Source organism: Serratia sp. CC22-02 (assembly GCF_900182895.1).
Classification (GTDB): Bacteria; Pseudomonadota; Gammaproteobacteria; order Enterobacterales; family Enterobacteriaceae; genus Serratia; species Serratia nevei.
Window position 1 is genome coordinate 887,517 of record NZ_FXUD01000001.1, and the last position, 21,327, is coordinate 908,843.

Below are 21,327 nucleotides of genomic sequence, written 5' to 3' on the forward strand. Positions count from 1 at the left end.
GCCTCGCCTCAGTCATAACTCAGCCTAAAATCCACCGTCGCCCGATACGCGCCGGCCATCAGCGGCGCCGCGGTTCGCTCCGGCGTCACGCTGTAGCTCAATGCATCTTGCCCCGGCGTCAACAGCAGCGGTTGCCCGCGGCTGCCCAGACGAACGTCGCGGCCGCGGCCGTCCAGCAGGCGCAGCCCCAGCCCGGTGGTACCCTGCGCTTTCACCAGCTGCGGGTTGTCGCTGTCCGCCGTCGAGCCGAAGCTGACCGTCACCGCCGGCTGATTCGGCGCCCAGGTCAACGCGCCGGTGCGCGCATCACGCTGGCCGCCCGGGGTGCGCAGACAATCCTGCAAGCGCAGTTCGAACGCCACCGGCTGCCCGCGATCGCCGACCTGCCGCAACCGTGCGGTGCCGGTCTCACCCAGCCAGATGTCCTGCCGCGCGCTGGTCATCTCCAACCGGCAGGCGCTCTCCGTCAGCGCGCCGTACACCTGCAGCACGCCATTGGCGCCCTCTACCTGCCAGTTGTCCACCTCGTCAGCCTGCGCCGGCGGCATCGCTATCACGCCCAGACTGAGCGCCAGCAGCAACGCGCCTGCGCCGATTTTTTTCCGTTCTCGTTTCATCCTTTACCCCTGAATGGCTCACAGCGCGGGTTATGAAGCCGTCCGCTTCTCCGGCACCACCTTGCAGCTCGTGCCGCTGCAGCTGAAGCTCAGCTGCGGCCGGCCGCCGTAATCGTTGATGTAGGTCAGCACCGGGCTGCCGCCCAGCGCCGCTGCGCCGACGGTCAGGCTCGCCTGGCTTTTCGGCGCGATCATGAAAGGCTCAAACCCCTTCACGCCCTCGCCGCCCTTTTTGCTGCCCGCATCGACGATGGTGATGTAGTACGGCGTCGGGTTATTGACCTGGTAGCGCTCTCCTTGCCGTGTCAGCGTCAACTGCTCCTGCCACGGCGTCGCCATGTCGGTACGGCTCGGCACGATAGCGGCCGGGCGGTAGAACAGCTTGATGCGCGTCTGCAGCGCGATCTGCAGCGTATTGGGCTTGTTGCTCTTCGGCGGGATCTCGCGCAGGTTGAAGTAGTACAGCGTCTCGCGGTCCTGCGGCAGCTGTTTGGCCGCCGGCAGCGCCTGGATCTTGATCTGGCTCGGTTTGCCCGGCTCGATGCGCTGCACCGGCGGCAACACCACCAGCGGGCTCTGGATCTTGTTGCCCTGCTCGTCCTCCAGCCAGCCCTGCGCCAGGTACGGCAGCTGTTTGTTCTGGTTGCTGAGATTGAGGCTGACCGAGTTCTGGCCGCCGTCGAAGATCACCCGGGTGCGGTCGAGCGCGATCGCCGCCTGCGCGTGCTGCGACACCGTGGCGCCCAGCAACACGAGCACCGCCGCGGTTTTCAGAGAAAAAGTTTGCATGTTGTCGATAACTCCAAATTCAGGATGATGAATTTATTCAACCGGCTCGGCCGGCGCCGCGGCGATCGGCCGGCAAGGCAGCAGCAGCGTACGCGTGAGCATGTCGGCCGGCAGCGTGGCAGGCAGCTGCACCTGACACTGCGCCGCGCCGCTCCAGTGAAGCGTCATGATCTCGCCGGCGTTGATGCCGCTCAGGTAGACGCTGCCGCCGTCGTTGACGATGCCGGTTTCTTGTTTACGGGCGTTAAGCACCGTGGCGCCGAACGGCGGCGTGCTGCCGTCCGCCAGTTTGACGATCGCCATTGCCTTCTCGCCGGCGATGACGTCAAACTGACGGTAGCCGATCGCGCCTTCGGTCAGGGTGGCCTGCACCACCGAGCGGGTGGCTTCGGCGTTGTCGCCCAGCTTGTCCAGATCGATGCTGGCCTTGTTGCGGTAGTAGCTGTTGACGTCCGCCACCACCGCCTTGCCGAAGCGGTTGGTGCTGACGGTGCTGCCGTAGCCGCGCACCGGTACCCCGGCCACGCCGTTGGTGTCCAGCAGCAGGCGCGTGCCGCCAATCATGCCGACGCGGTGCAACGCGCCGCCTTCCGGCGTCAGCGTCATGCCGCCCTGCGCGGACAGCCCCACGGCGCTGTAGCGTCCTTCCTGATAGCTGGCGTTGGCGCTCAGGCGCGCCGCATCGCCCTCGTGGTTGTAGTAGCCGCTCAGGTTGGCGCCGCGGCGCGAGCTGCCGGCACTCAGCTGATAGTTGTTGTGCTCATCGACTCGCTGGTAGTACCCCACCCGGTTCGTGTTGTCATTGCGGTTCACCGTGCTGTTGTAGCTGAGCGTGGCACCGTTGCCCCACGGCATCGACAGCGACAGGTACACGCCGTCGTCGTTGGTTTCGTTGTAGCGGTTGCGGTAGGCCGACAGCGACAGATTCAGGTTTTTTATCTCGCCGAGATCGAAATAGCGCGACAGCGTCAGGTTGTAACGATCGTTGGACGGACGATCCCAATAGGTCTGGTGGCTGTAGTTGAGATAGCTGCTCAGCCCCCAGTCGCGGAACTGCTTGTTGAAGGTGATGGTGTACATCTCCTTGTTGTTGCCGACCCGGCTGCCGTAATAGCGCGCATCAAGGTATTCGCCCATGCTCATGAAGTCCTCCTCCGAGAAGCGATAGCCTGCGAAGGTGACCTGGCTGTCCAGCTCGTCGAAGGTTTTCGAATAACTCACGCGATAAGAGCCGCCGCTCAGCGTCTCATCCCGCTGCGGCAACCGCGCCCGTGACTGAGTGGCGTCGAACGACAGCGCACCGAACATCATCAGGTCGCGGCCTATCCCCAGCGACAGCGCGTTATAGTCGCCGCCCAGCAGCGCCCCGCCATACAGCGACCACCCGTTGCTGACGCCCCAGGAGAACTCGCCGGTGCCGAACAGCGGCCCGCGCGAATGGTGCTGCCAGTCCGAAGGTTTGCCGGCGGCCAGCTTGAAGCGCCACGAGCCGGGGCGCGTCAGGTACGGAATACTGGCGGTGTTGACCTTGAACGCCTGCACGCTGCCATCCTGCTCCTCCACCCGCACGTCCAGTTCGCCGCTGATGGCGTCGTTGATGTCCTGAATGCGAAACGGCCCCGCCGCCACCTGAGTTTCATAGATCACCCGCCCCTGTTGGCTGATCGTCACCTTGGCGTTGGTTTTGGCGACCCCGACCACCTCAGGCGCATAGCCGCGCAGGTTAGGCGGCAGCATGTTGTCGTCCGACACCAGGCTCACGCCGGAGAAGCGGAAGCTGTCGAAAATGCCCGAATCCAGATAATCCTCACCCAACGTCAGGCGCGAGCGCAGCGCGGAAACGGCCCGATAGGCGTAGTAACGGCTCCAGTCCAACCGTTTGTCGGTCGATTGCCCGCTGCCGGTCTGATGGTTCACCTGCCCCTGCCAGTCGGCGCGCAGGCGCCAGGCGCCGAGGTTGGCGCCGGCGGTGCCGTTGCCGCTGACGCTGTACCCCCGCGTACCGCCCTGCTGCTGCTGCCGGCTCTGGGCGTTGACGTTGTAATCGAACAGCAGGCCCGGAATGCCTTCATCCCAACGCGACGGCGGATCCCAGTCTTCCGAGCTGTATTCCAGGTAGGCCTGCGGCACGCTTAAATACAGCGCGCCCGTCGCCAGATCGCCGCGCGACACCATCCCTTTCAGGCTGGACTCATCCAGACACTCTCCCTGATGCCACCAGGTGAGCGTTTGCATCGCCGCCGATTTCAGCCCCAGCTGATCGACCAGCGCTTTGCCGACGCAGGCGCGGCTGCCGTCAGGTTCGTTGTCCGGCGGATAAAAAGGGATTTTCTGCTCGGGTAACTCGCTTTTATTGAGATGAACCACCATGCTGTAACTTCCCGGCATAATGTATCCACTGCGGGAAAATTGGCTTAGGTCGATATTTTTGCGATCGTTCACGTCCAAAATGTCGGCATTAAACTGAATACCGTCTTCGGCATATACCCACGTTGATGAACTTCCCAGCGCCAGCGTGATACATAACCCCAGCACCTGAAAACGAAATAGCTTCCCAGCAGGCGACAACATCATATCCCTAACCTTATATCGTATAATTCTGGCGTTGCGGCTCGCCGCAATCGCAGCGCTCAGTAATAATCCAGCTTAAAACGCACGGCGGAAAAATAATCCCCTGCACGCATCGGTTGATTATTGGCAACCAGCTTTATGGAATAATTAAGCGACATGCTGCCTGGCGTTATATCGCCAAGCGGCAACGGCCGACCTGGCGCGGCAATATTCCCCAGGCCATCGGATATTTGCAGCGCGATGCCTTTCGCTTCGCCGTGCACGCCGAATAAATCGCCCTCGGCATCACCGTCGAAAACCACCTGAAACTGCCGCCAGTCCGGTAAATTCGGCTTCGGGCGCTCAAGCGTGCAGTTGATTAATTCAATGGTGAAGGCATGTGTATTGCCCAAACCGTCACGCATCATATTTCCCGTCGGCATTACGGCCATATCGATAGTCTGTTCGCGGCTGCCGGCGGCGATCGCGCAAGCGGTATCAATAATGGCTCCTTGCATATTTACGCGCCCCCAGCCTTGAGAGCTGGGCGCCGCCGACACGGCCGGGCTCATCAGCGTGGCCATCAATATGCAAGGAGACACTAAAGGGTGAATAAATCGGCGCACTGAACCTCCTGACAACTGCCCTTCCATCTTGGAAAAATGCATGCGGGGAACCCCCGCATGCAAAAAGTCACGCCAATGGCGCAGGCTTACTGGTAAGCCAGCTTGAAGTCGGCTACGGCGGTGAAATCACCCGGAACCACGCTGGCGGAAGCGCCGTCGCCCTGCAGGTAAGCCGCAAAGCGCAGCGTGTTGGTACCGGCACCCAGGTTATGCGGAGCCGTGGCGGTGCCCAGCTTGATCGGATTGCTGGCGGTGTCGGTGATGGCGATGCTGGCGCCGCTGGCGGTGCCGACGATGCCCAGCAGATCCTTGTTGGCGGCAGAGGCTTTGCCTTCGAAGGTGGTCGTGACGGTTTTCAGCGTCGAGTTGTCGCACTGTTCCAGTTTGATATCGAACTGGCGTGGCGCCGATTTGCCGCCATTTTTCAACGCAACGTTGGAAACCTGGCCCATATCCACGGTCTGGTCCACGGTCTCAGGAGAAATGGAGCAAGGCGCATCAATAATGGAACCGGTAAACGTCACTTTGCCATGCCCCTGATCGCCGGCATGCGCCAGAGAAGAAACGCCAAACGCCAGAGCCGCTGCCAGCATGATTTTGTTCAGTTTCATAATTCACTTATTCCTTTAATTTATGTAAAAAGCGCAGGATCGCTCCCGTTCCTTTAACAGTTATTTATATAATCCAGAATGAAAACGGTATTATCCGCAGACAAAGCAAACCCTCACGATAATTAAACCGCGTATTTTATTTCATCATTACCCATTTTAGGTATTCAGCAAAACTCACGCTGACGAGAAAGAAAAAAATCAAATCTTTAAATTTCCACAAAATTTACTACCCATCATGAAAATTACACTAAGATTTAACTTATTCGCTTGTCTTGGCCCGAATATTGTTACAAAAACCGCGACAATTTGAAAAGTCATTTCCAGCAAAAGCAATAAATACGAGATATAAGCCCAAAAACCACAGGGCAAATATATTTTTGCGAAACAACAGATCGTAAAATTAACAACGCCAGTCAATTATCTCGTAAAATATATATCATGCGACATTATTGATCGCCTTTTTTCTATTTGCGTTATAATGATCCGGAAAAGGAAAGGGAGGCTTATCAATTCGGTCCGGTAAAAACCGGCACCGGGCAGTAAATAATGGAGAAAAGATATGAATTACAGCCATTACATACAGCAGGCTGAGCATTTAGCCACCCCGTTACCCCTTCTGATCGGTGAGTGCCGCGGGATTATCGCAACGGAAATATCGGGTTCAGGCAGGCGTTCGCGACCGGTTCAAGAAGGGTATTGCCGGAACAGAGCATTATTGTCCGGGAGACGCTTACCGTTATATCAAAACTCGGCTGAGGCTTAAGGGAGGCTGACATGATAAAACGCACGCCAAAACAACAAGAATTACAAAACCTGCAGCAGCATTTATTAACCACGCTGCACCGCCTCTGCCCTGTGGCCAACGGTGCGGCCCCCCCGCCCCCCGGCGAGTGGCCCACCACTCGCCAGCTGGCCGAGTCTAACGACATCACCATCTATCAGGCGCGCAACCTGCTGTTGAATCTGGCCGGCCGGGGCAAAGTGTTGGTCACGCCGGGGCCGGTCAATAAGTCGTTGCGCTGGTACCCTTCCCTCTGAACGCGTTTTTCCTGCCGGTGTCCCCCAGGCTACCGGCAGGCTTCGCACGGACGAGACTATCCGGCGTCCGTGCGCCTGACCCGCGGATATTTCCACAGCCAGCGCCCGCTGACCATGCGCCAGTAAAACAAAGCGCCGCGCACCGCCCAATCGAGAAACATCCCCAGCCAGACGCCCACCACGCCCATGCCCAGTTCAATGCCCAGCACATAGCCGGCCACCACGCGGCAGCCCCACATGCCCAGCATCGTCACCCACATGGCGAAGCGGGCGTCGCGCGCGCCTTTCAGCCCGGCGGGCAACACCCAGGAAGCAGCCCAGATCGGCATAAAGGCGGCGTTGAGCCAGATGAGGGTTTTCACTACCGTTTTTACGTCATCCTGCGAGGTATAGAACGCGGCAAAGACGCCGGCCAGCGGCGCCGTGCCCCAGGCGATGGCGGTCAGCCCGAGGGTCGACAGCCAGAAAATATGGCGCAGCTGCCGCTCCGCCTGGCCGATCTCGCCTTTGCCGAGCCGCCGCCCCACGATGATGGTCGAGGCAGAGCCCAGCGCGTTGCCCGGCAAGTTGATCAGCGAAGCGATAGAAAAAGCGATGAAGTTGCCGGCGATCACGTTGGTGCCCATGCCGGCGACGAACATCTGCGTCAGCAGCTTGCCGCCGTTGAACAGCACCGATTCGACGCTGGCGGGAATGCCGATCCCCAGCACTTCCCACAGGATGCTCATCTTCAGCGGCGTGAAATAGCTTTTCAGCGTGATGTGCAGCGCCGGGTTAAAACCGATCGCCAGCACATAGAGAATGGCGATGGCACCGATATAGCGGGAAATCGTCAGCCCCAGCCCGGCGCCGACGAAGCCCAGCCCGTGCCAGCCGAGCATGCCGTAAATCAGAATGCTGCTGATGATGATATTGAGGATATTCATGCCGCCGTTGATCAGCAGCGGGATCTTGGTGTTGCCCGCGCCGCGCAATGCGCCGCTGCCAATCAGCGCAATCGCCGCCGCCGGGTAGCTCCACACCGTGGTCTGCAGGTAAGAGAGCGCCAGCGCCTTCACCTCCGGCGAGGCCGCCCCGGCGATCACATCGATGATCGGTTCGCCCGCCAGATGGATGCCTGCCGCCAACAGCAGCGCCACGCCGGTCATCAAGACCAGGGACTGACGCGCCGCCGCGCGCGCGCGCCGACGATCGCGCTTGCCGAGGCTGAAGGCCACCACCACGGTGGTGCCGAGATCTACCGCGGCGAAAAAGGCGATGATCACCATGTTGAAGCTGTCCGCCAGCCCCACCCCGGCCATCGCCTCTTTACCGAGCCAGCTCACCAGAAAGGTGCTCAGCACCCCCATCAACAGAACGCAGGCGTTCTCCAGAAAAATGGGCACCGCCAGCGGCGTGATTTCGCGCCAGAACAGCACGCGGTAGCTTTTCCGTTTGGCGTACCAGGGCGTATTTTCCACGCGCTGACGCAGGGCGGCATACAGGTTCAAGGTGGGCTCGATGGATAAAAGTGAAACATCATTTCAAATGATGAGCGATAAATCGTTATCCTGCAAAGAATTTTTGGGCGCCCGCGACGAGCGCCCGAAAGGCACACCGTCGCGCTACTCCATGTAGTCTTCCTGATCGGCCTGCGCCGCCGCGATAAAGCGTGCGGTGCTGCGGCTGAGCGTGGTGCATTTGTCCGTCAGCAGCTGATTGTCCTGCTGCAGAGTCAGGTAGCGCGCCTGGGTGAGCGCCGGCAGCTGCCGATACCCTGCCGCCTGCGTATCCCAGCCGCGATGCTGCGCCGCTCGCATCGCGGTGCGTTGCAATTTGACATCGTCCGGCACATCGCTGCGCCCGCAGTCCACGCGCAGGAAGTGCCCGCCGGCCAGCATCGAAGCGATGTGATCCAACTGCGCCTGCAGCGGCGGCGTCGGTTTATGCGCCGTTTGCTGACAGCCCGCCAGCAGCAGCAACGCCACCGCGCCGCAAAGAGAAGTGCGAAACAGAGTAGACATGGGAGCTCCCGGAAAACCTGTGGGTGATGCAATGATCTTAGGTGAGCGGATGCCGGGCGGCAAGGCGAGCAGCACGCGCTGCCCGCTTAACGCCGACCGCTGCTGACCTTGGTGGCGCGGGCGGGGTTGCCGGCGACGAACTCCAGCGTGGGGGAATAGTAAAACGGCAGCCAGGCGTTATAGCCGCTCTCCCACTCCCATTTGACCGGGCAGGGCCACAGCATGTCTTCATGCAGGATGTAATAGATCCACCGCCCGGGCGGACGGCGCGGTTTGCGCATTTTCATAGCGAGTACGGCGGCCTGATGGCGTGCGATAAGGTCAACTGCTGCATTTTACCGCGATTTTGGCCGCGGGGACAGCCTGGGTTGCCGGGCGAGCGTTAGCCGCCGCTCGCGGCCCCCAGCGCCACCACCCTATCCGCCGAGTCGATCGTCGATTTTCTGTGGGCGACAATCACGCGCGTGATATTCAGCGAAGATATCGCCCGATTGATCGCCAATTCATTCTCAACGTCCAGATGGCTGGTCGCTTCATCCATAAACAGCACGCTTGGTCGCCGGTAGAGGGCGCGTGCAATAAACAGACGTTGCTTTTGCCCGCCGGAGATGCCGTTCCCCAACTCTCCGATCAGGGTTTCGTACCCCATCGGCATCTGCATGATTTCCTCGTGAATGTTGCTGTGCATCGCACAGGCCACAATCCACTCTTTATTGGCGTTGACCTCGAAGCCGCTGATGTTTTCCGCGATCGAGCCGGAGAATAACCGGTCGTCCTGCAACACGCAGGCGATCGCATTGCGGTAGTTATTCACGCCGATTTTATGGATATCCATCATGTCGGCCAGGATCTCTCCCGAGGTCGGGTTGAGCAAGCCGCACATGACCTTCAGCAAGGTGGTTTTCCCCACGCCTGACGCCCCGACGATGGCGACGCTCTCGCCGGCGGCGATGCGGATATCCAGGTCTTTAAAGATCGGCCGGGACAGCGCGTCATATTGATAGGTGAGGTTTTTAACCTCAACGGCAACCCCCTTGCCCGGTTCGAAGACCTGCCGCGGCGCGGACTCCGCCTCCGCATCGGTAAAGACGATGTCGGATATCCTCTCATTGTGCAGCGACAGCATGCGCAGGCCGATCGCCAGATCGATCAGGCTGGAAGCCCGCTGCGAGAACTGGCCGCGATAGGCGTTGAACGCCATGAACATGCCGAGCGTCATAGAATTGTCGATGACCATCATGGCGCCGAGCCAAAGTATCGCCACCTGATCGAGCGTGGTGATAAAGGTATTGATCCCGCCGAACATCATATTGAAACGGGTGATTTTGATATTGGTATTGGCGGCATCGACATTCAAATTGAGCCAATAGCTGGAGCGCGTTTCCTTGATGCCCAGCGCTTTGACCGTGGAAATACCGTACAGCGTCTCCATGAAATGCGAGTTGGCCTTGGCCGCCTTGACGATTTGTTCCTCCGAGAATTGGCGGTAGGTGCGGTAGGTCATCATCCTGATGAGGATGTAGACCAGGGTGAAGCCTGACACCACCCAGACCAGCCAGCCGCCATAGACCATCATCATCACGAACAAGCCGACCGTCATGATGCCGTCGATGATCCCGCCGACGATATTATTGGTAAAGGTGGTTCTGATCGCATCCAATGAGGAAAACCGCGATTGGATATCCCCCAGGTGCCGTTTCTCGAAAAAGTCCAGCGGCAGCTTCAGCAGATGTTCGAACAGCGTCGTCTTCCACTGGATATCGGTCAGCGTCCCCAGCACGATGGAAATCCAGGCCCTGGCGATGCTGACCACGGCGCGAAACAGGGTGAAGAAGATCAGCCCCAAACAGATGACCGTCAGCAAGCTGTAGTCATGAGCCTGAATGACATGGTCGGTCACGAGCTGGGTCCCCACGGGCAGCAGCAGGTTGACCGACTCAATGACGAGCGATAAGGCAAAAATCTTGAGCAGCGTCCCCGGCAGCCCCTCGATATTTTTCATCAAATCCAGCAGGCGTAAACGGGTTTTTAAGGTCTCTTGCTGAAAAGCCTTGTCGGGCCACAGCTCCAGCGCAATGCCGGTAAAATGGTTCGACATCTCTTGCAGGCCAATCACTCGGCGCCCGAAGGCAGGGTCGTGAATCACAAAGCCCGCGCGCTGAACCTTAACCAGCACCACGAAATGGTTCATGTTCCAATGCAATACGCAGGGCGTTTTCAGCTGATTGATTTCATCGATGTCCAGCGACAAGGCCCGCGTCTTCAGCTGAATTTGCGCCGCGATTTGTGACAGGGTGCCCAGGGTCGCGCCCTGGGTGGAAATGCCGAATCGCTGTCGCAGGCTCAGCATATCCACATTAAATCCGTAATAAGAAGAGATCATCGCGAGGCAGGCCAGGCCGCACTCCGATGACTCCGACTGCAAGATGCTCGGCACCCGTTTACGCAGAGAGAACGTTAACTTTTCGTTGATCCGTTCAAAAAGATTATGATCCTTCATCGACTCTCCCCACCACGCTGTTTTTTATGTCATACAAAGGCGCGACCGCCCATTGATAAAGCGGTTTCTTATCCAGGAACACAATCACCCTGGCCTGCAGCCCACTGCTGATCTCCAGATATTTCCCTTTGTCGCTGAATTGCGTGTCGCTGATAGACGCCAACACTTTGTAGTAGGCGTTCCGCTCCCTTTTATTGCCGCTGCTGTATTCCGCCATCTCCTGCGGAGAAGCCGGAACCGAAGAGATGGATTCAATGCGCCCCGGAAACTGGCCGAACTTGTCCGAGGGAAAAGCCTCGTAGCGAATGTTGATGCCATCGCCGATTTTCACGTAGGGCAAACTGTTATTCGGCAGCCACAACACCAGGTAATATTTGATGTTTTCAATCGGCTTGATCTGCGCCAGGCTGCTGCCGCTCTCGACCACCTGCCCGGCGGTCACGCTCAGCGACTCGATTTTCCCCTTCAGCGGCGCCTTGATAATCACCTGGTCGCCGGCGTTGGATTCCGCCAATTGGCGTTGCAGCTCGCTGCGTTGCGATTCGCTTTGCGATATTTGATTGTCGTAATCGGCGGCGCGAATCAGCAGATCGCTGCGCAGCTGCGACAGCTGGATATTCTGCTGAATCTTTTGGCTGTTGAGCGCCTGATAGGAACTCTGCTGTTGCTGAAAGAGCGAACGCTGATAATTCAACTGATCCTTAGTAATCAGCCCTTTCGTCAGGTAATGCTCATAGTTTTTCAAACTCTCCCTCATTTTTTCCATGCCGTCTCTGGCACTGAGGTTAAGTTTTTCCGTTTCTTTATACGCTATCTCATAGCTGTCGATCTGTTTTCTCAGGTTCTCCAGCATCGCGTCTTTGTTTTTTTTCAGCTTGCTGATGATCGAATCCAGATTGCCGATCTGCTTGTTGATTTCACCCGCGGCAATATGGCTGACATTACCCGAGGCCGTGCTTCTGGAAACATCGATGATATACAGCGGCTCGTCTTTTTCCACCACATCACCGGCCTGGTGGAAAGACCGATTCACATAGCCATATTGGGAAGAAAAAACGTTCGTCGAATGCGGAATGCTGATCACCTCCCCCTCGACATCCACCCTGCGCGTATATTCACAAAAATAGAGCGCGCTCGCCAAAATAAGAATAAAAACGAGGCACGTCACGGCAATCACAGAGCTGGACGCGCCGGAAATCAGCAGCGCTCTGCCGGTCCATCTTTGACGTTGATAATTGACCGCCTCCTGGCGGAAAATATTTCTACTCTTATTATCACTCATAGGAAGACCTGCGCATGCCTGACCGGGAGACAGCCGCAGCGCGAGCGCTGCGGCCTTGGACAGCAATATTGATTTAGCTGATGGTGCCGTTAATCAGCCCATCGAGGCCTTTTTTGGAGTATTCCAGGGTGGTATCCCAGCCAACAACGGCCGCGGCCACGCCGCTGGCCACGCCACCCAGAATACCCGCAGCGACCATGCCAACGCCCTGGCCAATGGAGCCGACGCCCAGCAGACCGCCGCCGTCGCCGCCATGTTTACCGCCGATGACGGCGCCCGCCATGCTGCCGACCGCGGCGCCCAAAGCAACGGACGAAACGGCTTCCGCGGCATTGGTGACGGCGCTGCCAATCAGGCCGGCCAGCCCATTGCTCATATCCCAGGAATAGGCGCCTGACACTTCATTCATTTCGATAACAGACAGTTCTTTCATTGGTTAATCTCCATATTTAAACGGACAAACACAGCCATACATGCGTGTTGTCATTGCATTGGCATCGGCCTGCAGCGCCGGATGCCACCAATAATGCCGCGGGAAAAGACGGCATTATATTTTTGATACGGCTCCCTTAATTCTGCGTAATGGTGAATGTCATGACGGCATCGGCCTGCCCGGGGCTAATGTCCCCCGTCTGCTTATAACGCGCCATTAAGGGAATTCTGATCTCTTTTTCGGCAGCGGTGTGATAGTTAATCGGCCGGGAAAACGTGAGCGGATTACGGTTCTCGTCCAAGACTTCCACGGCAACGCCCTTTGCCGCATCAGAACCGTCGGCAATAGCGATCATGCCTACGCCCGGCGAATTTCCGGCCGCTTCAAACGTCACCTGTACCGGAATATTGTCTTCCTGGCATTGCAGGACCACGAAGAAGTTACGTTCGGAAGACACCGCGCTACTGCCGACCCCATTAAATTCGCTGCGTTTTGGGCTGCCTAAGTCCACCGTTTGATTTTTATAATTCAAATCCACCAGGCAGCTTTTCTGAATGACCTTCATGCCGGAAATGCTCAAATCCAATACCGAGGTCGAGTCCAGATAATATCTGGCGATAATCTTCCCCCCCATATCACCGCCGGTTTTAATCGGGCCGGTTTTGATAAACGTCAGCCTGACATCATTGCGGTTGATCCACGGCGTCAGCAGGTTGGGCGAAATCGCCGTATTGAAAGGCACGTTCTTATTGCTCTGCCACAGGTCCGAAATCGTCACGCCTACGCCGTCGATGCCCGTTTCAAACACGCCGGGCAGCGCACTCGGCGTCAGCGGCGACATGGAACGATAGGCCACCGATCCCGAGCAAAGAAAAGAAAACGTCGTGCCGCTGATGCTGTTTTCCGTACGGACAGCCAACTGTTCGCCGATTTCAATACGCGGATCCACGGCCAGCGTCAGCAACCCCATGCGGATGGTTTTCGCGTTGGTGGTACAGGTGCCGGCATACGCCACCGTCGTCAGCGTCGCCAGCCATAGCAGAGCGCCGTAACCGAATATCCTGATAAAAACGTTCATTTTCACTCTCACTTAACAAGTCATGATGGATACGGAGCGAGATCTATTGGCAAACGCCATCGAGGGTTTGGATCCCTGCAGCGGGTTTCTCCGCCGGCAGTTGATAGCTGATGCGGCACTGATGCTCGGCATTTCGCCCCCACTGCACGATGAGCCGACCTTGTTCCGCCATGCCGGACAGATAAACCAACCCATCCCCGCCAATCAGGAACGGCTGCGCCGAATGATCCGCATCGCGGACACTGGCCCCCAGAGGGAGAGGCACCCCGTGTGGATCCGTGATTCTCATCAGGATCCTTTTGCCGACGTGCGCCTTGAAATTCGCCCGGCTTACCGCGCCGCGGGTAGGCGTGACCGACTGGTTGGTCAGCGCGAGATCGACATCATCAGGCAAACTCTCCACATCAAGACGAATCGAGTTGTTGCGATAAGGGGTGGCATAAGGAACGATGGCATAGCCGCGCCAATCGGTTTTCACCCCGACCTGGTTACCGACCGCCACATCGCTGGCGCCGGCCGCCGTCACCAGGGCGGCCGTCTCGCCAAAAGGCTGGCCGAAGGTGACGCCGTCTTCGTGGGCAATCACGCCCCCTTTCACGCCATAGTTGACGCGCTGTTGGCTGCGATCGTAAGCGTATCCCGCGACGAGTTCGCCGTAGGTGGCGCGCCAGTCAAGGTTGGCATTGCCGCTGTTGCCCTGGCCCTGATTGCCATACCCTTCCTGTACGCTCCAGTTGAGGTTGTTGCCGGCCAGCGCCGTGCCGTTGAGCCCCGCCGTATGGCTGGTATTGCCTTTTTGGCTGGTATTGAGGCTATAGGTGGCGTAGGTGTTGCTCAGCCATTTCTCCAACGGCACGCTGATATTGAAGGCAAACAGTTGGTCGCGATCGTAAATACGCCGTTGTCCCCGGTCTGAGTCACCGTAAATCGCCTGTGAATTACGGTTGTAGCTGTAGTTAAAACCGTAACTGATGCCATTCCAGCTATTGTTGTAACCCGCGCTCAGCGATTGCATGTTGCGCTCGGAATTCCAGTAATCTTCGCTGACCGCACTGAGGGAAAGCGACCCCGCCCCCTCCCATAAATTCTGGTTGAGCGTAATCTCGGCGCGGTTTTTACGGCGGTCTGTCAGGGCGTAGCGGTTGCCGCTGCGGTAGGTGTCCAGCACTTCCTGCAGCCCATAATAGCCGCTGGTCGAATAGCGGTAGCCGGCAATGGCGAAGTTCGTGCCGGTCGCTACGATGTTTTTGCTGTAGCGCACGCGCCACGACTGGCCGTCGCTTTTCGGCTGATGTTCCTGTTTCGCCCAGGCCTGAGTCGCGTCCACCGACAGGGCGCCGAACTCGCCCAGGTTTTTACCCACCCCCAAGGCCAAGGATTGATACGGGCCGGCGAATTGCCCGCCGCCATAGAGGGTAAAGCCGGCCGGCAAGCCGTAAATCAGGCTGCCCTGCGAGAAAACCTTTTTCTCCACGCTGTGATCGTAAGTGCGATATTGGCCGGACGTCAGTGCGTATTTCAGGCGCCCTTCGCGTTGCAATACCGGCAAGCTGGCAAAAGGCACGGTCATATGCTGTTCGCTGCCGTCCGCCTCTTTGATCGTCACGTCCAAATCGCCGCTGCCGCCGGTCGGATACATGTCAGAAATCTCGAACGCGCCCGGCGCGACATAACTCTGGTAGATGACATAACCGTTTTGGCGAATGACCACCTGCGCGTTGCTGCGCGCAATGCCGCGCACCACCGGCGCATAGCCGCGCAGGCTTTCCGGCAACATGTCGTCATCGGAGGCCAGCTGCGCGCCGCGAAACGACACGCTGTCAAACACATCGGACGGAGTGCTGCTTTCACCGAGCGTGAGCAAGCTCTTCAGGCTGATGATATTGCGCTGGGCGTAGGTATAGACGGTGTCCCAGCGATCTTCCGACTGCCGCCCGCCACCGCCGCTGTTGTAGCTCCAGGTGGTGTAATTCCGCACCCGCCAGGCCCCCAGATTGAACCCCGGCCGCAGGTTGAGGTAGTAGCTGCTTGCGCTCTGGGTAAAACGATCGCGCCCCTTGCTGTTGCTGCCGGTGAAACCGTAATTAAGCAGCATCGCCGGCATCCCTTCGTCCCACAGTTCGGGCGGTACATAACCACGCACCCGATTTTCCAACGCCGCCTGGGGAATGCTCAGCACCAGCCGCTGGCGGTTAAATTGAAATTGCGCCGAGGCCTGCGGGATGGCGGCCAAATTCGCGCACTCTTCCGCGCGGTTCAATGCGGGAAACCGCTCGATCTTCACGCCGAGCCGTTGTAAATCCTCCCCCGTCAGGCAAGGCTGCAGGCCGGCTTTATCGTCGCCGCCGGGCTTGATGACAAACCGAACATCACGCGTCTCCATCAGCATGTCATTCACCCAAATATCCACCCGATACTTGCCGGGCACCTGGTTGCCGTTTTCAAACACCGACAGGTCAACAGGCTGTTGGCCCGAACGCCCCGTTTCCAGCAACGCCGGATTGAAATAGTCACGGGAAAAGGCAGGGTTGGCCATGTTGCCGCATACCGCCGTGGTTGCCGTGAATAAGACGATGCGCTTCAGCCAAGCATCCCGCTTCGCTGCTCTACGCTGACGAGTTATCATTCATTAGCTCCATTATTGAATTCGTTATTCCCTTCTGCCGCCTATCCCCTGGCGGTTAAATACCTGACTGATGCTCCTTGCCGGTGCCGCCGTAGTCGTTAATTAATTTCCAACTGACCGACGACGCGCCAGAAACCGGCAATGAAAACATTTCACTACTCATCGGCGCGATATAAGTCACCTCTTTCATTTCGCGCCCGCCGATGCGAACATAATGAAAATTCATATAATACGGCGTGGGGTTGGTGAGTTTTAATTCCTTGCCGACGCGCTGCCACGTCAACCGTTGAGTCACATCCTCGGGAACCTGTTTGAGCAGCGCCGCAGGGCGATAAATCAGTTTGAGGCGCGTTTTTACCGCGATTTGCAACGTGTTCGACTTACCCGTGTGTTCTGTCGAAGGAATGGACTTTATATTCATCCAATACAGGCTCTCTTTATCCTTCGGCAAGTCATCGCCGACGCGGACGATGCGCAGCATATTCTCCTGATGCCCATCCAGACGAAATAAAGGCGGCGTAATGATAAAGGCTATCTTATCCACGCCGCTCTGTTGATTATCCAGCCAGGACTGGATTAAATAAGGTTCGTTGTCCGGGTTGTCGACGCTGATTGAGGCTTCTTTTTTTTCACCGTTAAAAATTACTCGCGTTCCACCGACAACCACACCGGCCTGCGCCGTAGAAAAAAATAATAATAAAATGAATCCCATTAGGGCACTGCAGCAATTAAACCGCATAATATTATCTCCGAGGCAATACGGCCCGCTGGAAACCAGCGGGCAAGAAAATATTATCAGTTGTAATTCAGCGTGAAGGTCGCGACGCTATTGGCTTTACCGGCAGTCACATCTGCAAGCGTGGAAATATAACGCGCGGTAAAATCAAGATTGTTTTTCACGCCGCTGCCGGAAGCCAGCGGATAGGCCGTTGAGGCCGTGTAAAGCGGAAGAACATTATTAGAAATATCAGACAGCTGGATGCCAACGCCCGTGGCGACATCCGTTTCCTGGGTCAGCTGCAATACGTTGTTGTCACCATTATCGGCCGCGCCGTCGAACTTAACGGTGGCGCTTTTTACCGTATCCGGACAATCCGTCACTTCCAGCGTAAATTTAGTCGCCGAGGAAGTGGATCCCTTGCCCCCCGCAAATGCCGTTCGGGCCACATCGCCCAGAACAACATTTAATGGATTACTCAAGTCATTTGTGACCTTGCACGCGGCATCAACAATATTCCCGGTAAAATTAACCTGCCCGTCTGCCGCCAGGGCCGGCAAAGCACTCGAAAAACTCGCCGCAACCAATGCCAACATAATCACTTTTTTTTCCATCATGGGTACTTCTCCTTTTGATTGGACAAACTTAAAAATATTCCTATCACGGCTAATCCGTGATAAGGCGAATAGGAGCTCCGCCCCTTTCACAGTTAATTATGCTTGGCTTTCCCTCTTTAGCAATACATAAAATCAATGTAAAGATGAGAAAAGATAATTACCCCGAATCGAATTGGCATCATTCTTATTTTTATTTTAAAAAAACCAAAAAAAAAGCGTTTCTTGATTCATTCCTCTGGCCGAAAAGGAAAGGTTTATCAGCATGCTTCATACACCATCCACAAGATAAACCACTCATTTCCTCTTCAATGAATGTGCGTAAGGATGAGTTGTCACAAAAATGAAAGACGCCGCGCGGGAGCCAATGACTGGAGAGTTTTTTGATTCTTGCTAAGGGGCTGCGGCGCGTCGACGGCGAAACCGGATAGGGCAATAACGATTAAGCGTTCAGAAGAGGTGAAATATGAAGGGAAGTTTTCTCTTAAATAAGAAAACGCCGACAATAAATCAGCGTAATCATGCTGCAGAAAGGGCGCCGCCGATCATCAACGGTTCCCTTCTGACGCAGGTTAATTCAGCGATGTAGCCGCGTTCTCTTGACGTTCAATTCACAGTAAACGCTTTTCCGTCTTATTTTCAGTGGGATTAATCGTCATGGCGATAATCCTCCCCCAGCCCTCGGCCCGGTAAGGTTTCACACGCCAGGCCATCGCCCGCCGGTGCGGCGATCGGGTAGCGGTCGTCAGGGGTGATAAAGACCGGCGAGGTCGCGATATACCCGTCGCTAAACTCGGCTTCGATAAAGGTGGCCTCCCAACCCTGTGCAGGGGCGTTCAGCCGAAATTCACCGCGGTTCGCCTCCAGCGGCGCCGAGGTATAACGCACGCCGCACGAGTAGCGAAAATCTCGGGCCGTGCGGTTATGCGCAGTCCAGCGCAACACCCTGATCGGCGGCTCGGAAAAGCGGAGCGTGCGCAGCGCCGTCTCTGAGGCGTTGCTCTGCACCTCGATCGTCGGTAGCGCAATATCACGCTGACGACGGTTGACCAAGGCCAGAACAGCGCGTTCGGGGACCGTGCGCTCGTCGCCGGCGATGGCTCGCATCGAGACCTCCCCCGGCAGCTTATTCAAATAAAACCGCGTGCTGTCGGGCGGATAGCGTTCGTCGCCGCCGGCGACGATGAAATACTTCGGTGCCGGAGGCCGCCCGCGCTCGGCCAGAGGGGGATATTCGATGGGATCTTCAATCTGCATCAGCTTGTCAAACGCCGGGGTCTCTATGCGCCGATCGATGCCCAGTTGGTAATAAGGATGAAACGCCAAAGGCCAACGCCCGCCATACGTGCGATAGGTATGCTTCATCACCTGCCGCGCCGCGATCCCCTCAGGGAAAATGGCGGCCACGGCATCGATGCGCTCATCTGAAAGCGCCGTCAGCATGGCCGTGGTTCCCCCCTCAGACACGCCCGCGACGATAAATTTGTCTATCCCCCACTGGCGCAATTCGCGCTGCGCCAGCGTCATGGTTTGCGACAGCGCCGCCGTCATCGGGATATGCAGCGGCATCATCAAATATTCATCGGCATCATCCAGGAACAATCGCCATCCCCTCGCCCGGCTATCCGCCCCTGAACGGCGCCGTCCCTCATTTTGGTATTCCAGGTACGGGTAAGGCAGCCGATTGACCACCACCACCACCGTTTTGCTCTGCGCCGCCAGCGCCTCAGCTGAAAACGCCGGCTTTTGATTGCCCGACGTTCCCGGGCCGGCGGCGCTGCACGCGCAGTCTTCGCTCATCACCAGCAACGCTTTACCGGTGAATGCCCCGTTGGGAATATAAATGTCCACGTCGTGCCACCACTGCGTCGGCCGGATCGCGTCTTGCGGCGACCAGGATTGCGACATCAGCCGATAATGACGAATTTCCGTGTGTTGGCCGCTCTCCACGCTTTTTAACGAAAATGACAGGGGCAGCGTGGCCAGTTGCTGGTTATAGCAAGGGATCACCGTCTGTAATGCTGGGTGCTCATCGGCGAAGCAGGTGTCTTCCTCCTTGGCCGCGGCGTACCGGCAGACGGCCAACGCCAGCCAAATCAAGGTAATATAAGCGGAGATCTTTAACATTTTTCCCCCACGATAGTTAGCGTTGCCCCGCCCTCGCAGGCCGGCGCGGCGGCAAACGGGCATCAACAGCCTCACGAGGCGTGATGAAATAATATCGGGTAGCCGAAGCTGTCTTTTTCGAACATCACATCGTTCTCGTTTTCCCCCACCAGCACGCTATAAATGCGGTTCTCCTGATAACGACTCATGGCGACGTAGAGCACGACCTCGCGATGATCCGTCAGGGTGAACTGCCTGCGCTTGGCAGTAATTTCCAACGTAAACGCCACCACGGGATTGTTGTTTAAAAACACCGCGGTCTGTCTCATAGACAGGATTCTGGCCTGCGCTTTCTCCGCGACCTGAAAGGGGGTGGCGTCACTGGGGTAGCGGATATCCATCTTCTTTTGGATATAGATGACGTTAAACACCGCCAATGCCACCGCCACAAAAAGATTGATAACCATAATCAGCATGATTTTATTTGCCATTCATCCTCCCGCCCCGTTCCCTGCACCGCGCTCGCGGTTGATTTAAAAGTGCCCTTGCGGGCACTTTTCATTAGAGGCTCAAGAGGATTTGCGGCCAAACAACTGCGAGAACGCGCTAATCCCGGCATCGATGACGGCGCCAATGCCTTCACCGAGTTTTGCGCCGGCGTTTGACGCATCCGCATGGATACCGAAAAGACCGGTGCCGGCATCCACGATGGCGCCAATACCCGTACCCAGGATTTTGCCGGCGTCGGAAGCGATGCCCGCGCCGGATACCGCCATAACTTCTGCTTCAGTCAGTTCTTTCATACTCGCTCCTTTGCATTAATCTAAGTGTTCCGTTTTGAGAAAATGAAACCCTCACTGTTCGTTCACCTCCTTTTGTCTGCCAATAAACCTCGCCCGGTGAAAACGTCAGAACAGACCGAATTCACGACAGAGATAGTCTGCGACGCCATTGCGGCTATTGGGCAACGCCACCGGATTCAACGGCAGAGCGCGTTTCAATTCGCTCATGGCATTGCCCATGACCACGCCCGTTCCGGCCCAGCGCAGCATGTCCAGATCGTTCATCGCATCGCCGAAAGAGAGGCAATCGCGCATCGCTATCTGTTTGGAATTCAAATAGTCGGCCACGCTTCTGGCCTTGGAAATATGCTTATCCATGATGTCTATCGTTTCCGTGGAGGACTTACAGATGGACAGCGTTTTGCCGAAGGCCTGGTTGACCTGGTCAAAGAGCGTCTCGATCGGCGCCGCGTCGCCATGCACCAGTACCTTCAATATCCGCTGCCGCTTCATGGCCTCAGGCTCGACATAGCGGCAGGCCACGCCCGACGTTTTGACGTAGTCAGAAAAATGCGGGTTCTCTTCGGCCATCATCCAGCCCTCTCGGGTGAACAGGGTCACGTGGAACGGGCTGGCGAATAAAAAATCGATCAGCCCGGTTTGCAGCTCTGCGGGCAAAAAATAGCTTCTATCCGCCACCGCCTGCCCTTCGATGTTGACCATCGCGCCGTTGCAAGAAACGATCACCGGCGAGAACCCCAACCCGTCCACGATCCCGCGCGCATCCGCATCGCAGCGCCCCGTTGCAATGACGATTTCCAACCCCCGACGCTGTAAAATGTTGAGCGTTTCCACCGTCACATCGGATAAATTCCCGGACGGATCGAGCAAGGTGCCGTCAAGATCGCTCACGATCGCCCGGTACTTTATTTTGCCGTCGACTGCCAGCCACAT

At 57.2% G+C, this 21,327-nt stretch carries 20 protein-coding genes; 1 reads left to right on the top strand and 19 read right to left on the bottom strand.

Annotated elements, in window-relative coordinates; genetic code table 11:
- Positions 1-8: 8 nt before the first annotated feature.
- The 5 genes from QOL81_RS04295 to QOL81_RS04315 all read right to left on the bottom strand — a co-directional run bounded on the left by QOL81_RS04295 (position 9) and on the right by QOL81_RS04315 (position 5,193).
- A complete protein-coding gene (locus tag QOL81_RS04295; RefSeq protein ID WP_060420492.1) occupies positions 9-617 on the bottom strand; it encodes a fimbrial protein in 609 nt (202 codons plus the stop codon).
- 30 nt (positions 618-647) lie between these two features.
- Positions 648-1,406, bottom strand: coding sequence for a fimbria/pilus periplasmic chaperone (locus tag QOL81_RS04300; RefSeq protein WP_060420489.1), 759 nt, complete (start codon positions 1,404-1,406; stop codon positions 648-650).
- A gap of 33 nt (positions 1,407-1,439) precedes the next feature.
- Complete coding sequence (locus QOL81_RS04305) at positions 1,440-3,980, bottom strand: outer membrane usher protein (RefSeq protein WP_060420486.1); 2,541 nt, start codon at positions 3,978-3,980, stop codon at positions 1,440-1,442.
- A gap of 56 nt (positions 3,981-4,036) precedes the next feature.
- Positions 4,037-4,540, bottom strand: coding sequence for a fimbrial protein (locus QOL81_RS04310; RefSeq protein WP_080432905.1), 504 nt, complete (start codon positions 4,538-4,540; stop codon positions 4,037-4,039).
- A 128-nt stretch (positions 4,541-4,668) separates the two neighbouring features.
- Positions 4,669-5,193 (bottom strand): fimbrial protein, encoded by a 525-nt coding sequence (locus QOL81_RS04315; protein ID WP_060420481.1) that lies wholly within the window; start codon positions 5,191-5,193, stop codon positions 4,669-4,671.
- Between the two features lie 774 nt (positions 5,194-5,967).
- Between QOL81_RS04315 and QOL81_RS04320 the strand changes: the two genes are divergently transcribed.
- Positions 5,968-6,231, top strand: a complete 264-nt coding sequence (locus QOL81_RS04320) for a FaeA/PapI family transcriptional regulator (protein ID WP_060420478.1) — start codon at positions 5,968-5,970, stop codon at positions 6,229-6,231.
- 56 nt (positions 6,232-6,287) lie between these two features.
- Here QOL81_RS04320 and QOL81_RS04325 read toward each other — a convergent pair whose 3' ends face one another.
- The 14 genes from QOL81_RS04325 to QOL81_RS04390 all read right to left on the bottom strand — a co-directional run bounded on the left by QOL81_RS04325 (position 6,288) and on the right by QOL81_RS04390 (position 21,327).
- Positions 6,288-7,721 (bottom strand): EmmdR/YeeO family multidrug/toxin efflux MATE transporter, encoded by a 1,434-nt coding sequence (locus QOL81_RS04325; RefSeq protein WP_060439618.1) that lies wholly within the window; start codon positions 7,719-7,721, stop codon positions 6,288-6,290.
- 114 nt (positions 7,722-7,835) lie between these two features.
- Positions 7,836-8,234, bottom strand: a complete 399-nt coding sequence (gspS, locus tag QOL81_RS04330; RefSeq protein ID WP_060420474.1) for a type II secretion system pilot lipoprotein GspS — start codon at positions 8,232-8,234, stop codon at positions 7,836-7,838.
- 86 nt (positions 8,235-8,320) lie between these two features.
- On the bottom strand, positions 8,321-8,521 hold the full coding sequence (locus tag QOL81_RS04335) for a hypothetical protein (RefSeq protein ID WP_016927170.1): 201 nt from the start codon (positions 8,519-8,521) through the stop codon (positions 8,321-8,323).
- A 95-nt stretch (positions 8,522-8,616) separates the two neighbouring features.
- Positions 8,617-10,734: a peptidase domain-containing ABC transporter gene (locus tag QOL81_RS04340; protein ID WP_100396942.1), complete on the bottom strand. Its 2,118-nt coding sequence runs from the start codon at positions 10,732-10,734 to the stop codon at positions 8,617-8,619.
- Positions 10,721-12,016 (bottom strand): HlyD family secretion protein, encoded by a 1,296-nt coding sequence (locus QOL81_RS04345; protein ID WP_060439614.1) that lies wholly within the window; start codon positions 12,014-12,016, stop codon positions 10,721-10,723. Before QOL81_RS04345 ends, QOL81_RS04340 begins: the two co-directional genes overlap by 14 nt.
- A 73-nt stretch (positions 12,017-12,089) precedes the next feature.
- Positions 12,090-12,449: a hypothetical protein gene (locus tag QOL81_RS04350; RefSeq protein WP_060420470.1), complete on the bottom strand. Its 360-nt coding sequence runs from the start codon at positions 12,447-12,449 to the stop codon at positions 12,090-12,092.
- 136 nt (positions 12,450-12,585) lie between these two features.
- The gene (locus QOL81_RS04355; protein ID WP_197657835.1) at positions 12,586-13,527 is read right to left on the bottom strand and encodes a fimbrial protein; all 942 of its coding nucleotides are present in this window, start codon (positions 13,525-13,527) and stop codon (positions 12,586-12,588) included.
- Between the two features lie 43 nt (positions 13,528-13,570).
- Complete coding sequence (locus QOL81_RS04360; RefSeq protein ID WP_197657834.1) at positions 13,571-16,153, bottom strand: fimbria/pilus outer membrane usher protein; 2,583 nt, start codon at positions 16,151-16,153, stop codon at positions 13,571-13,573.
- A 55-nt stretch (positions 16,154-16,208) separates the two neighbouring features.
- A complete protein-coding gene (locus QOL81_RS04365) occupies positions 16,209-16,892 on the bottom strand; it encodes a fimbrial biogenesis chaperone (protein ID WP_084827581.1) in 684 nt (227 codons plus the stop codon).
- A gap of 56 nt (positions 16,893-16,948) precedes the next feature.
- Positions 16,949-17,488: a fimbrial protein gene (locus tag QOL81_RS04370; protein WP_038872246.1), complete on the bottom strand. Its 540-nt coding sequence runs from the start codon at positions 17,486-17,488 to the stop codon at positions 16,949-16,951.
- Positions 17,489-18,133: 645 nt separating this feature from the next.
- Positions 18,134-19,612, bottom strand: a complete 1,479-nt coding sequence (locus QOL81_RS04375; protein WP_149571209.1) for a PhoPQ-activated protein PqaA family protein — start codon at positions 19,610-19,612, stop codon at positions 18,134-18,136.
- Between the two features lie 71 nt (positions 19,613-19,683).
- The gene (locus tag QOL81_RS04380; protein ID WP_060439610.1) at positions 19,684-20,082 is read right to left on the bottom strand and encodes a hypothetical protein; all 399 of its coding nucleotides are present in this window, start codon (positions 20,080-20,082) and stop codon (positions 19,684-19,686) included.
- A gap of 78 nt (positions 20,083-20,160) precedes the next feature.
- Entirely contained in the window at positions 20,161-20,394 is a 234-nt protein-coding gene (locus tag QOL81_RS04385; RefSeq protein ID WP_038872255.1) for a hypothetical protein, read from the bottom strand.
- A 105-nt stretch (positions 20,395-20,499) separates the two neighbouring features.
- Positions 20,500-21,327: a Cof-type HAD-IIB family hydrolase gene (locus QOL81_RS04390; RefSeq protein ID WP_060420458.1), complete on the bottom strand. Its 828-nt coding sequence runs from the start codon at positions 21,325-21,327 to the stop codon at positions 20,500-20,502.